This is a genomic window from Micromonospora sediminicola, from assembly GCF_900089585.1.
Classification (GTDB): Bacteria; Actinomycetota; Actinomycetes; order Mycobacteriales; family Micromonosporaceae; genus Micromonospora; species Micromonospora sediminicola.
Genome location: NZ_FLRH01000003.1, coordinates 1987447 through 2000267, shown reverse-complemented (window position 1 = coordinate 2000267; position 12821 = coordinate 1987447). Strand labels below are relative to the sequence as shown.

The following is a 12821-nucleotide window of genomic DNA, read 5'->3' as shown; positions in this document are numbered from 1 at the left end:
CCGCACTTCGCGGTACGGGGGCTTCCGTTCGGTTACAGTCAGTTTCGTGCTGTTCGACCGGTTTACCGCACGCCGGCCTCCCGGCTGGCTGCTCGCCGCGCTCGGCGTACCGCTGCTGCTGGTCGTCGCGCTGCTGGTGGGCCGCGCGCTCACCGCCACCGCTCCGCCGCCCGCGCCGACCGTCGCCGCGCCCCCGACGTCCCCGACGGCCTCGCCGCGCCCGTCGCCGATGGAGTCCGTCCCGCCCGCCGCGCCCGCACCGGCCGACCTCCCGGTGGTCACCTACGACCCGGCGCCCCGCGGCTTCCCGGCCGATCCGGCTCCGGCCGACACCACCCCGCTGGGCGAAGGGCTGCGCCCGGACCGGAACGTGGCCGCCTACGACGCGCCCGGCGGACGACCGCTGGCCTTCCTCGCCCCGACCATCAGCGGGGTCCGGCTGACCGTGCCGATCGTCGAACGCCGGGCCGGCTGGACCGCGGTGCTGCTCCCCTCGGCCAACCGCACCGTCGGCTGGCTGCCGTCCGGCGGCTGGACCACCGTGGCGCTACGTGACCAGATCGTGGTGGAGCGCCGCACGCACCGGCTCACCTGGAACCGGGACGGGCGCGCGGTGCGCTCCTGGCCGGTCAGTCTCGGCATGTCCGGCCAGCTCACCCCGCTCGGTCGCACGTTCGTGCTGGGTCGCACCCCACCCCCGCAGGACGTCTACGGCGGCGTCGACATCTTCGCCCTCGGCGCGATCCCCGACGACCCGGACGCGGTGCCGACCGGACTGCGCGGCGCCCACATCGGACTGCACAGCTGGTACAACGACGACACGCTCGGCGAGAACGTCACCAACGGCTGCATCCGGCTCACCCGCAGCGCCCAGCGCCAGCTCCTCGCCGAACTGGAACCCGGCACCGGCCTCGTGGTCGTCGACCGCCTCCCCTGACCGCCCGGCCCTGCAAGGAAGGGCCCCTTCTTAACACTCCCTGTTAAGAAGGGGCCCTTGCTCTACCGGAGGCGTTAAGAGGGGGCCCTTCCTTCTACCCGAGCAGCCAGCCGTTGGCCTCGGCGACCCGGACGGCGTCGGCGCGGTTGCGGGCGCCGGTCTTGCCGATGGCGGACGAGAGGTGGTTGCGGACCGTCCCCTCGGACAGGTGCAGCGTCGCGGCCAGCTCGGCCACCGTGCCACCGCCCCGGGCCGTGCGCAGCACCTCGGTCTCCCGCTCGGTGAGCGGACTCGACCCGGTGGCCAGTGTCTCGGCGGCCAGCGTCGGGTCGACCACCCGCAGGCCGGCGTGCACCCGGCGCACCGCGTCGGCGAGCTGCCGGGCCGGGGTGTCCTTGACCACGAAGCCGTTCGCGCCCGCCTCCATCGCCCGGCGCAGGTAGCCGGGCCGACCGAACGTGGTCACCACCAGCACCCGGCAGGCGGGCAGCGCGCCGCGCAGCGCGGCCGCGGCGGCCACCCCGTCCAGGCCGGGCATCTCCACGTCGAGCAACGCCACGTCGGGGCGGGTACGCAGCGCCTCCGGCACCACCTCGTCGCCCCGGCTCACCTCGGCCACCACGGTCAGGTCCGGTTCCAGCGACAGCAGCGCGGCCAGCGCGCCGCGCACCAGCGCCTGGTCGTCGGCGAGCAGCAGTCGGATCGGCTCGGTCACCCGCGGTCCCTCCCGTTCGTGTCCGGCACCGTGACCCGGAGCAGGAAACCGCGCCCGCCGGGCGCTCGGGCCACCGTCACGGTCGCGTCCAACCGGGCCGCCCGCTCCCGCAGCCCGACCAGCCCGTGCCCGGCGCCCGCCGACTCGCCGGCCGGTCCCCGACCGTCGTCGCGGACCTCCACCGCCGCCGGGTCCACCCGGATCACACAGCGCCGCGCGCCGCTGTGCCGCACCGCGTTCGTCACCCCCTCGCGGACCGTCCAGCCGAACAGCTCGTCCCGGTCCGTCGGCAGCTCCGGCACCGTCTCCGGCAGCTCCGCGACGATGCCCGCGGCGGCCAGCGCCGACCGGGCTCCGGCCAGTTCGGACGCCAGGTCCACCCCGCGGTACGCCCCGACGGTGCCCCGCACGTCGGCCAGCGCCTCCCGGGCCAGCCGTTCCACGTCGGCGATCTCGGTCGCCGCCCGGGCCGGGTCCAGCTCCAGCAGCCGGCCGGCCAGTTCGGCCTTGACCGCCACCACGGTCAGCGAGTGCCCGAGGATGTCGTGCAGGTCGCGGGCCGTCCGCGCGCGTTCCTCGGCCACCGCGAGCCGGCGGATCTCCTGCTGCGCGGCCTGGAGTTCGGCGTTGCGCTGGGCCAGCCGACTCACCCCGAACATGGCGAACGAGGCGAGCAGCACCGCGAAGACGACGGTGCTCTCCGCCTCCCAGCCGGGCACGAGGCGCGAGGTCACCGGCGGGGTCGCGGCGGCCAGCGCCACCACGACCAGCGACTCCACCGGCGGCAGCAGGAACACCGCGGCGGCGGCCACGAAGACCAGCGTGGTCAGCCAGTCGCCGCCGGTGCCCGGAATGCCGACCAGGCCGATCGCGAGCAGCAACGCGAGCAGCGCCCGGGCCCGACCGACCGGGATCGGGAGGTGCCGTTGCCGGCGGGCCCGAGCCCACTCGAAGATCAGCACGTACGCGACGCCGAAGGCGATGACCGAGGCGAGCCCGAGCACCCGCCGCCACAGCTCCGGCTGGTGCAGGGCGGTGACGAACGGGATGTTGAGGAAGAAGAGCCAGACCGCCGCGAGCAGCCAGCCGGTGAACCGCCAGTGGCGGTTCACCGGCCGGACCCGGTCGGGCGGCGACGTCACGCCGACCACGCTAGACCCCGCTCAGACCCGGGTGGTGTCCCGGCGGAACAGCCGTGCCGCGCCGAGGCCGAAGAACGCGGTCCAGGCGGCCACGTTGGCGACCGTCGCCCAGTCCACCCCGGTGCCGGTCAGCGGCGCGCGGGCGAGCTGACCGACCCCGTACACCGGGGTGAACGTGGCGATCTGCCGCATCACGTCGGGCAGCAGATCGAGGGGAACGAACAGGCCGCCCAGCATGGCCAGGATGGCCAGGGCCGGGCCCATGAACTGCATGACGTTCTCGGCCGGGGCGAGGTAGCCGACGAAGAGTCCGAACGCGGCGAAGACCAGCGAGCCGATCCAGGCGGTCACGCCGGACTCCAGCCAGACGTGCGCCGGCAGCCGGACCCCGGAGGCGGCACCGACGGCGAACTCCACCAGCACGCCGAGCAGCCCGAGCACCATCGCGGTGGCCACCTTGGTCGCCACGTACGCGGCGGGACGCAACGGGGTCAACCGCAGCTGCCGGCTCCAGCCCAGCGCGCGCTCGGTGGCCACGGCGGCGCCGGCGCTGGTGGTGGCGACCATGGCCGCGTACACGGCCAGGCTGATCATGATCCAGCCGGTGACCGGCAGGCCGTTGTCCAGCTTCTCGCCGCGCGAGGGCAGTCCGAACAGGAGGAAGAAGACCGCCGGCATGACCAGGATGAACATCAGCGTGCGGCGGTTGCGCAGCACCCGGCGGATCTCGATGGCGAGCACCGGGGCGCAGAAGCCGCCGAGCGCGGGGGGCCGGCGGTCGGCCCGGCGGGGCTGGGTGGTGGTGGTGGGCGAGGAGGTGGCGGTCATGGCGATGCTCCCGGGAGGGTCGGTGTCAGGCGGCGGCGGTGAGGGCGAGGAACGCGTCCTCGAGGTTGCGGGAGGTGATCTCCAGGTCCCGGGCGTCGGTCCGGGTCAGCAGGTGCCGGGCGACCACGTCGGAGTCCTCGCTGTGCACCAGGATCGCGTCGCCGCGTACCTCGACCGAGCGCACGCCGGGCAGCGCGGCGAGCGCGGCCTGGTCGGCGCCGGGCAGGGTGGCCCGCACCACCCGGCCGGCGGCCAGGTTCTTGATCTCCGCGGTGGTGCCGTCGGCCACCACCCGCCCCTGGCGGACCAGCACGATCCGGTCCGCGTACGCGTCCGCCTCGTCCAGGTAGTGGGTGGCGAACAGCACGGTACGGCCGGAGCGGGCGTCGGCCCGGATCGCCTGCCAGAAGTCGCGCCGCCCCTCGACGTCCATTCCGGTGGTCGGCTCGTCCAGCACCATCAGGTCCGGGTCCGGCAGCAGCGCCAGCGCGAACCGCAGCCGCTGCTGCTGGCCGCCCGAGCACCTGCCCACCGGCCGGTCGGCGATCTCGGCGATGCCGGCCCGCTCCAGCACCTCGGTGACCGGCCGGGTGTGGCCGTAGAAGTGCGCGGTCATGCGTACCGTCTCGGCGACGGTGAGGTCCTTGAGCAGGCCGCCGGTCTGCATCACGGCGGCGACCCGGCCGAGCCGGACGGCGTCGGCCGGGGTGCCGCCGAAGAGCCGGACGGTGCCCGCGTCCGGGCGGGCCAGCCCGAGCAGCATGTCGACAGTGGTGGTCTTGCCGGCGCCGTTGGGGCCGAGGAAGGCCACCACCTCACCGGGGGTGATCCGCAGGCTGAGCCCGTCGACGGCGGTCACCGGGCCGAAGGTCTTGGTGAGTCCGGCCAGGTCGACGGCCGGTGCGGTGTCGGTCATGTCCACGATGCTCCGGCCCGCGACGCACCGGACCCGGGAGCAGCCGTCACCTTCCGCCCGTGACATTTGTCAGGGCGGCCCGGGCGGCGGGGCCGCCACCCGGGCGCGCCGGGTCAGTGGGCGACGCCCTCGCGGGCGCGGCGGGGCAGCAGGAACGCGCCGGCGATCGTGACCAGCAGCAGGCCCAGCTCCGCGACGAGGGTGACCCGCACGGCGTGGCCGACCCCCGCCGTCGCGGCGTCGAAGAAGACGGTGCCGAGCAGGGCCACACCGAGTGCGCCGCCGAGCTGCTGGACGGCGGTGAGCGTGCCGGAGGCCGAACCGGTTTCCTCCTCGCCCACCCCGGAGAGCACGATGTCGAAGAAGGGCGCCATCACCAGCCCCATCCCGAAGCCGACCGCGAGCAGCGCGGGCGTCAGCCGCCACGGGGTGACGTCGTCGCCGACCAGACGCAGGGTGAGCAGCATCCCGGCGACGCCGGCCACCACCACCCCCAGGCCGAGGTGGATCAGTCGCCGGCCGAGCCGCCTCGCCAGGCCGGCGCCGGCCAGCACGAACGCGAGCACCATGCCGAGCGCCTGCGGGACCGAGGCCAGGCCGGTGCGCAGCGGTGACCAGCCCAGGCCGAGCTGGAGATAGAGGCTGAACACCAGCGAGAAGCCGGTCAGCGCGGTGAAGAACGCCAGGCCCGCGACCAGCCCACCGGTGAACGCGCGGCGGCGGAACAGCGTCGGCACGACCAGCGGGTCGCGGCCGGCGCGCTGTCGGGCCAGCTCGTAGCGGGCGAAGAGCGCGAGGACCAGGACCGCGCCGACCGGCATGGCCAGCGTCCACCAGGGCCAGCCCAGCTCCCGTCCCTGCACCAGTGGATGGACCAGCAGCACCGCGCCGAGCGAGACGAGCAGGACGCCGGGCAGGTCGAGGCGGGTGGCCCGGGTGGCCCGGGACTCGGGCAGGAAACAGAGCGCGCCGAGCGCGGCGAGCAGGCCGAGCGGCACGTTGATCAGGAAGATGGCCCGCCAGCCGGTGCCGGCCAGGTCGGCGTCGACCAACCACCCGGCCAGGATCGGACCGCCGACCGCGGAGAGCCCCATCACCGGGCCGAAGGCGCCGAAGGCGGCGGCCAGCTCGTCCGCCGAGAACATCTCCTTGATCAGGCCGAGCCCCTGCGGGAGGAGCAGGGCGCCGAAGAGGCCCTGCACCACTCGGGCGGTGATCAGCGTGCCGGGGCCGGCGGCCAGCGCGCACAGGGCCGAGGCGGCGGTGAAGCCGAGCACCCCGACCAGGAACATCCGGCGCCGGCCGTAGAGGTCGCCGAGCCGGCCGCCGGTGACCAGGCCGACGGCCATGGCCAGGGTGTAGCCGGCGCCGAGCCACTGGATGACGGCGGGCGAGCCGCCGAGGTCGGCCCGGATCGCCGGGCCGGCGAGGTTGGTGACCAGCACGTCGAGCAGGTCCATCACCTCGGCGCTGAGGATCACCGCGAGCGCGATCCAGCGCCAGCGGTGGCCGGTGGCGGGCGCGCCCGCCCGCTCCGGCGTCGCGGTTTCGGTGGTCATGGCTCCCCCGATCGGTCGAACGGTGTTCGTTGTCGAACACCGTTCTAGCAACGAACGGCGTTCGGGGCAAGTACGATGTTCGAGTCCCGACCGCCGGAGGTGTCCGTGAGCGACCAGCCCGCCCCGCCGTGGCGTACCCGCGCCCGCACCCGCCCGGCTCCCCGCCGGCCGCTCAGCCAGCAGGCGGTGGTGGACACCGCGCTCGCCCTGATCAACCGCGAGGGGCTGGGCGCGCTGAGCATGCGGCGGGTCGCCCAGGAGCTGGGCACCGGGCCGGCGTCGCTCTACGCCCACGTCTCCGGCAAGGAGGAGCTGCTCGAACTGCTGGTCGACCGGGCCAGCGCCGACATCGTGGTCCCGGCGCCGGACCCGGCGCGGTGGGCCGAGCAGATCCGCGAGGTCGCGTGGCAGGCGTACCGGGTGTACGCCACCCACACCAACCTGGCCCTGGCCTCGCTCGCCACCATCCCCACCGGCCCGAACGCACTGCGCGTCACCGAGGGGATGCTGGAGATCCTGCTGGCCGGCGGCGTGCCGCCCCAGCGGGCGGCCTGGTTCCTGGACCGGCTCTTCCTCTACATCGCCGGCGACGCCTACGAGGGCGCGCTGTACGCGGAGAAGGCCCGCGCCGCCGGGCAGGACCCGCCCACGTGGTGGGCGAACATGCACCGACAGCTCCGGGCGTACTACCAGGGCCTGCCCGCGCCGACGTACCCGCGCATCCTGGGCCACCTGGACGAGCTGATGGCCGGCGGTGGGGACGAGCGCTTCGGCTTCGGCCTGGACCTGCTGATCGACGGGCTGGCCGCGACGGCGCCGGCCGGGAGTGAGGGCCACCGGGCCGGGTAACCCGCGGTATGGGTGTACCGACGGGACGGGTCGACACGATCGTGCTCATCCACGGGCTCTGGATGACCTCACGCAGCTGGGAGCACTGGGCCGCGCGCTACGCGGCGCGCGGCTTTCGGGTGCTCACCCCGGCCTGGCCCGGCATGGACGGGGAGCCGGCCGAGCTGCGCGCCGACCCCACCCCGATCGCCGGGCAGCGCATCGCCACGATCGTCGAGCACTACGCGGCGATCATCCGCGAGCTGCCCCGCCCGCCGATCGTGATGGGGCACTCGTTCGGCGGCCTGATCGCCCAGCTGCTGCTCGACCGCCGCCTCGGCGCGGCCGTCGTCGGCGTGCACCCCGCGCCGGTCAAGGGCGTGCTCAAGCTCCCGCCGAGCACGCTGCGCTCCGGCTTCTCCATCCTGCGCAACCCGGCCAACCGGCACCGCGCGGTGCCCTTCACCGCCGAGGACTTCCGGTACGCCTTCGGCAACACGATCAGCCAGGACCAGTCCGACGCCGCCTGGGAGCGGTACGCCGTCCCCGGCGCCGGGCACGTGCTGTTCGAGGGCTCGTTCGCCAACCTGGACCCGCACTCGGCCACCGAGATCGACCGCACGCGCGCCGACCGCGCCCCGCTGCTGATCACCGCCGGCGGCGAGGACCACGTCATCCCGGCGTCGCTGGCCGTCAGCCTGGCCAACCTCTACCGCAGCTCCACCGGGATCACCAGCTACCGGGAGTTCCCCGGCCGGTCACACTTCGTCGGCGGCGAACCGGGCTGGGAGGAGGAGGCAGACTTCGCGCTGGAGTGGGCGGTGGAGGCGGCGAACGAGTTCTCCCCGACCGTGGTCAGTGAGGCGCCCCGACGCTGACCCGCGACGAGCTCGACGAGTTGTCCGATCGGGGTCTGCTGGCTGTCCGCGGCGCGATCGAGATCGAGGTCTTGCACAGTGCCCGCTCGGCCAAGGAGGCGCAACGGATCCGATGGTTGCTGCGCGGATTCGACTGGCTTCCGATGCCTGACGACATCTGGGATCGAGCGATCGACGTGCAGGTGAAGGCGCTGCACAAGGGCAGCCACCGGGCGCTCTCGATGGCCGATCTGCTGATCGCTGCCACCGCCGAACGACATGGTGCGACGGTGCTGCACTACGACGGCGACTTCGACCTGATCACGGCGATCACCGGTCAGCCGACGACCTGGGTGGCGCCGGCCGGAACCGCCGACTGATCGGTGGGCCACGGCGCGCGGTGGCGTTCGGCCCTGGTGTGGGGGTGCCCGCGCCGGGTATGACAGGGACATGAGGGCGAGTTTCCGGCTCGGCCGGATCGCGGGCGTACCCGTCGGCGTCAACTGGAGCGTCCTGGTCATCTTCGTGCTGATCGCCTGGTCGCTGTCGGCGAGTCTGTTCCCGCGCTCGTACCCGGGAAATTCGACGCTCGCCTACGTCGCCGCCGGCCTGGCCGCCGCGGTGGTCTTCTTCGTCGGCCTGCTCGCCCACGAGGTGTCGCACGCGGTGGTGGCCAAGCGCAACGGCATCGAGGTCGAGGGGATCACGCTCTGGCTCTTCGGCGGCGTCGCCGAGTTGAAGGGCGAGGCGAAGGACCCGGGCGCCGAGCTGCGGATCGCCGGCGTCGGACCCCTGGTCAGCCTGATCATCGGCGTGGTGTTCGGCACGATCGCGGTGGCGGTCGCGGCGGCCGGCGGGGGCGGGCTGCTGCTCGGTGCGCTGTCCTGGCTGGCCGGCATCAACGTGCTGCTGGCGGTCTTCAACGTGCTGCCGGCCGCGCCGCTCGACGGCGGGCGGCTGCTGCGCGCGGCGGTGTGGAAGGCCACCGGCGACCGGACCCGGGCGTCGGTGGTGGCCGCGCGCGCCGGCTGGGTGCTGGGCATCCTGCTGATCGGCCTCGGGCTCTGGCGGTTCCTGGTGGGCGCCGGATTCGGCGGGCTCTGGCTGGCGCTGATCGGTTGGTTCCTGATCGGCGCCGCCGGCCAGGAGGAGCGCGCCGCCCGGATGGGCGACGCGCTGCGCGGCATCCGGGTCGGCGACGTGATGACGCCGCAGCCGCAGACCGCGTCCGGCGACCTGACCGTGGCCGACTTCGTCGACCACTACCTCTTCGCGTACCGGCACTCGACGTTGCCACTGGCCGCCGACGGCCGGCCCGTCGGCCTGGTCACGCTCGACCGGGTACGCGGCATCGCGGCGGACCGCCGCGCCTCCACCACGCTGGCCGAGGTGTCCTGCCGGGCCGACGAGCTGGTGCTCGCCCGCCCCGACGAGCAGCTCAACGACCTGCTCCCCCGGCTCAACGAGTGCACCGACGGCCGGGCGCTGGTGGTGGTCGACGACCGGCTGGTCGGGATCGTCTCGCCCAGCGACATCAGCCGCGCCGTGCAGCGCGGCAGCCTGCGCCAGCAGATGCCCGCCGGGCGCTGAGACTCAGTCGCGGGGGAAGTAGACGTCCATCTCCGGGGTGCGGAACTTCCCGTCCGGGTCGAACTCGCGCAGCAGGGCCCGGAAGTCGCCGTGCCGGGGGTACGCGGCCGCCGGATCGCGCTCGAAGAGCTTGCCCCAGTGCGGGCGCGGCGCGAACGGGGCGAGCCGCTGCTCCACCTCGGCCAGCACCAGCGCCACCGCCACCGGGTCACCGACCCAGGTGAAGTGCACCGCCAGCGTGTCCCGCCGGAAGTTCGGGCTCAGCCACAGCTCGTCGGCGGCCACCGTCCGCAGCTCGCAGACCTGGAGCACCGCGGCGATCCGCTCGGCGACCGGATCGAGCGCGGCGAGCGCCGCCGCCGCGTCGGCGCGGGCCACGTGCCACTCGGACTGCAACTCGTCGCCGCTGCTCGGGGTGAAGCCGAGCCGGAAGTGCGGCAGGCGCTCGTGCCACGGCCCGGCCTCGCCGAGCTGGGCGGTGCAGTGCTCCGGCGACATGCCGGGCACCGGGTGCCGGGGCGTGTCCGCGGCCACCGTGTCCAGCCAGTCGGCCGGCGGCGGCGCCTGATCGGCGTCCTGCTTGATCCACACCTGGTCGAAGCGGTCCGACCGCCACCCGGTGAAGACACTGACGCTGTACGCGGCGTCGAGCGCCTCGTCCAGCGCCGCGCGGGGCAGGCCGAGCCGCACGAACTGCCGCACCGCGAACGTCGGCACCACGTCGAGGGTGAGCCGGGTGACCACGCCCAGCGCACCGAGGTTGACCACCAGCCCGGCGAACCTCGGTTCGGTACGGTCGACGGTGAGCAGGTCACCGTCGGCGGTGACCAGCTCCAGCGCCGCCACGGCGGTGGCCAGGTTGCCGTTCGCCGGGCCGGATCCGTGGGTGGCGGTGGCGACCGAGCCGGCCACCGAGATGTGCGGGAGCGAGGCGAGGTTGCGCAGCGCGTACCCCTGGTTGTGGAGCGCGGTGGCCAGGTCGCCGTAGCGCACGCCGGCGGCGACCGTGACGGTGCGCCGGTCGGGGTCGAGCGCGACGCTCGGCGGCAGGCCGGCGAGCGTGATCTGCGTGCCGGCGGTGTCGCCGAGCCGGTTGAACGAGTGGCCGGTGCCGACGGCCCGGGCCCGGTCCGCCCCGGCGACCAGCCGGCGCACCTCGTCCACCGAGGTCGGCCGGTGCCGGTCCCGCGCCGACCAGCGGACGTTCCCGGCCCAGTTGGTGTCGGTCATGGGCTGCATCATGCGCCATCCGGCGCGGACAGGGTTGCTCCGGGGGCCGAGCGGGAATCCTGGGCGGATGAGCAGCTACCGCGACCCGAGCCTCCGCGGCGACGTGTACCCGTCGGAGGAGGAGATCGATCCGACCGGGGTGGACCCCGACCTCACCGGCGCGGCGCCCGACGCGACCGCGCCGGTCCCGGCGCCGACGCCGGAGCCCGAGCCGGACCCGGTGCCCCGGCCGGGCCCGCCGCCGCGCTCCGGGCAGGGCCGGTCGATCGTGACCCGGCACCTGGACGGATCCGTCGAGGTGGTGACCGACCTCGACGGCGACGGCGTGGCCGACGTGGTGCAGGTCGACCTGGACGGCGACGGCGTCCCGGACGTCACGTACCTGGACAGCGACCGGGACGGCCGGCTCGACACGGTGCGGCGGGCGACGGCCGGCTGACCCGGCCCGCCCAACCCCGGCCCGCCCAAGATGCGACGCCGGGCCGTCCCGGCGTGCCCCGGCCCTGCCCGGTCCCTGCTCCGGCCCTGCCCGGTCCCTGCCCCGGCCCTGCCTCGGCCCGGTCCTGCCTCGGCCCGGTCCTGCCTCGGCCCGGTCCTGCCTCGGCCCGGTCCTGCCCTGCCCGGTCTGGTCCGGTCCGCCCTCGGTCCCGGCCCTCGGTTCCGGCCCGGGCCCGGTCCCGGCCATCGGTTCCGGCGCGGGTCGTCCGGCATCCCGGTTCCGCCCCGCCCTCAGGCGCGTCCGGCGGGCCGGCGTCCGTCGGTCCCATTAGGCACCCCGCCCCGGTCGCAGGGCCGTCCCGCGCCGCCCCGGTTTCAACGCCGGCTGTCAGCCAGCTCGACTCTCACCTGGCCACGGCGGCTCGGCGAATCGTTCGCCCGACACAAGCCGCTGTTCCGAGCGCACGGTCACCCTCCGCAACGCTCCGTCAGAAGCAGTGTCGCCTCGAACCCTTTATGACTCAGAGTCATAATTATGACTCTGAGTCATATCGCGCTTGGCGCGAGTCTCCTCCCGACCGTGCTGGGCCGGCTGAGGAAGCTCGAGGCCGAGTCCGAGCCGAGCTGGGCCGGACCGGACCGGACCGGACCGAGCCGGACCGGGACCGGACCGGGACCGGACCGAGCCGGACCGGACCGCACCAAGCCCGGACCGGACCGAGCCAGGCCGAGCCGAGCCAGAGCCAGGCCAGGCCGAGCCAGGCCAGGCCGAGCCAGGCCAGGCCGAGCCGAGCCAGGCCGGGGCGAGCCGGCGCTCAGAGCTGCGGCATCACCTCGGCGGCGACCAGCTCCAGGTGGTCCAGGTCGGCCAGGTCGAGTACCTGGAGGTAGACGCGGTCGCTGCCGGTCTCGGCATACCGGCCGAGCGTGTCGACCACCTCGGCGGGTGTGCCGGCGGCGCCGTTCGCGCGCAGCTCGTCGGGATCCCGGCCGATCGCCTCGGCGCGCCGGGCCACCTCGGCGTCGTCGCGCCCGCAACACAGCACCACCGCGTTGGACCAGGTCATGGTGGACGGGTCCCGGTCGATCGCGGTGCAGGCGTCGCGTACCCGCTGGAACTGCGTCTTCGTGTCGTCGACGGAGGCGAACGGCAGGTTGAACTCGTCGGCGTACCGGGCCGCCAGGCGGGGCGTGCGCTTCGGGCCCATGCCGCCGAGCAGGATCGGCGGGCGGGGCCGCTGCACCGGCTTGGGCAGCGCCGGCGAGTCGCTGACCGGGTAGTAGGTGCCGGGGAAGTCGAACGTCGACCCGGGCGGGGTGGACCAGAGCCCGGTGATGACGGCGAGCTGCTCCTCCAGCCGGTCGAACCGCTCCCCCAGCGCCGGGAACGGGATGCCGTACGCGCTGTGCTCCTCGGCGTACCAGCCGGTGCCGATGCCCAGCTCGACCCGGCCGCCGCTCATCTGGTCGACCTGCGCCACGGTGATGGCCAGCGGGCCGGGCAGGCGGAAGGTGGCGGCGCTCATCAGCGTGCCGAGCCGGATCCGGGTGGTGTCCCGGGCCAGGCCGGCGAGGGTGGTCCAGGCGTCGGTCGGACCGGGGTCCCCGCTCACCGAGCCCATCTTCAGGTAGTGGTCGGAGCGGAAGAACGCCGCGAACCCCGTCTCCTCCGCGCGGCGCGCCACGGCGAGCAACTGGTCGTAGCTGGCCCCCTGCTGGGGTTCGGTGAAGATCCGCAGTTCCATGCCCCGAGCATATGGACCCGACGACGACGCGGCAGC

General features: G+C 74.5%; 13 protein-coding genes. 6 read left to right on the top strand and 7 right to left on the bottom strand.

Annotated elements, in window-relative coordinates; genetic code table 11:
• Nucleotides 1-46 precede the first annotated feature (46 nt).
• On the top strand, nucleotides 47-937 hold the full coding sequence (locus tag GA0070622_RS10065; RefSeq protein ID WP_091572459.1) for a L,D-transpeptidase: 891 nt from the start codon (nucleotides 47-49) through the stop codon (nucleotides 935-937).
• 94 nt (nucleotides 938-1031) lie between these two features.
• Here GA0070622_RS10065 and GA0070622_RS10060 read toward each other — a convergent pair whose 3' ends face one another.
• From GA0070622_RS10060 to GA0070622_RS10040, 5 genes are all read right to left on the bottom strand, one after another.
• Nucleotides 1032-1652: a response regulator transcription factor gene (locus tag GA0070622_RS10060; protein ID WP_091572455.1), complete on the bottom strand. Its 621-nt coding sequence runs from the start codon at nucleotides 1650-1652 to the stop codon at nucleotides 1032-1034.
• Entirely contained in the window at nucleotides 1649-2794 is a 1146-nt protein-coding gene (locus GA0070622_RS10055; RefSeq protein ID WP_141684543.1) for a sensor histidine kinase, read from the bottom strand. The genes GA0070622_RS10060 and GA0070622_RS10055 overlap by 4 nt, the downstream gene beginning before the upstream one ends.
• A gap of 21 nt (nucleotides 2795-2815) precedes the next feature.
• The gene (locus tag GA0070622_RS10050) at nucleotides 2816-3622 is read right to left on the bottom strand and encodes an ABC transporter permease (RefSeq protein WP_091572447.1); all 807 of its coding nucleotides are present in this window, start codon (nucleotides 3620-3622) and stop codon (nucleotides 2816-2818) included.
• Nucleotides 3623-3647: 25 nt separating this feature from the next.
• Entirely contained in the window at nucleotides 3648-4538 is an 891-nt protein-coding gene (locus GA0070622_RS10045; protein ID WP_091572443.1) for an ABC transporter ATP-binding protein, read from the bottom strand.
• Between the two features lie 113 nt (nucleotides 4539-4651).
• On the bottom strand, nucleotides 4652-6097 hold the full coding sequence (locus GA0070622_RS10040; protein WP_091572441.1) for a DHA2 family efflux MFS transporter permease subunit: 1446 nt from the start codon (nucleotides 6095-6097) through the stop codon (nucleotides 4652-4654).
• A 105-nt stretch (nucleotides 6098-6202) separates the two neighbouring features.
• Here GA0070622_RS10040 and GA0070622_RS10035 point away from each other — a divergent pair, with 105 nt between their 5' ends.
• The 4 genes from GA0070622_RS10035 to GA0070622_RS10020 all read left to right on the top strand — a co-directional run bounded on the left by GA0070622_RS10035 (nucleotide 6203) and on the right by GA0070622_RS10020 (nucleotide 9372).
• Complete coding sequence (locus tag GA0070622_RS10035) at nucleotides 6203-6946, top strand: TetR/AcrR family transcriptional regulator (protein ID WP_091577105.1); 744 nt, start codon at nucleotides 6203-6205, stop codon at nucleotides 6944-6946.
• An 8-nt stretch (nucleotides 6947-6954) separates the two neighbouring features.
• Complete coding sequence (locus tag GA0070622_RS10030) at nucleotides 6955-7803, top strand: alpha/beta hydrolase (RefSeq protein WP_091572437.1); 849 nt, start codon at nucleotides 6955-6957, stop codon at nucleotides 7801-7803.
• Between the two features lie 20 nt (nucleotides 7804-7823).
• Entirely contained in the window at nucleotides 7824-8162 is a 339-nt protein-coding gene (locus GA0070622_RS10025) for a PIN domain nuclease (RefSeq protein WP_245666165.1), read from the top strand.
• 70 nt (nucleotides 8163-8232) lie between these two features.
• Complete coding sequence (locus GA0070622_RS10020) at nucleotides 8233-9372, top strand: site-2 protease family protein (protein ID WP_091572428.1); 1140 nt, start codon at nucleotides 8233-8235, stop codon at nucleotides 9370-9372.
• A gap of 3 nt (nucleotides 9373-9375) precedes the next feature.
• On the opposite strand, the gene GA0070622_RS10015 is transcribed toward GA0070622_RS10020, so the two are convergent.
• Complete coding sequence (locus GA0070622_RS10015; protein ID WP_091572423.1) at nucleotides 9376-10602, bottom strand: FAD-binding protein; 1227 nt, start codon at nucleotides 10600-10602, stop codon at nucleotides 9376-9378.
• 67 nt (nucleotides 10603-10669) lie between these two features.
• Between GA0070622_RS10015 and GA0070622_RS10010 the strand changes: the two genes are divergently transcribed.
• Nucleotides 10670-11041 carry a hypothetical protein gene (locus tag GA0070622_RS10010; protein ID WP_091572419.1) on the top strand — a complete coding sequence of 124 codons (372 nt, stop codon included), beginning with the start codon at nucleotides 10670-10672 and terminating at the stop codon, nucleotides 11039-11041.
• Between the two features lie 814 nt (nucleotides 11042-11855).
• Here GA0070622_RS10010 and GA0070622_RS10005 read toward each other — a convergent pair.
• Nucleotides 11856-12785 carry an LLM class F420-dependent oxidoreductase gene (locus tag GA0070622_RS10005; RefSeq protein WP_091572414.1) on the bottom strand — a complete coding sequence of 310 codons (930 nt, stop codon included), beginning with the start codon at nucleotides 12783-12785 and terminating at the stop codon, nucleotides 11856-11858.
• Nucleotides 12786-12821: the final 36 nt, after the last annotated feature.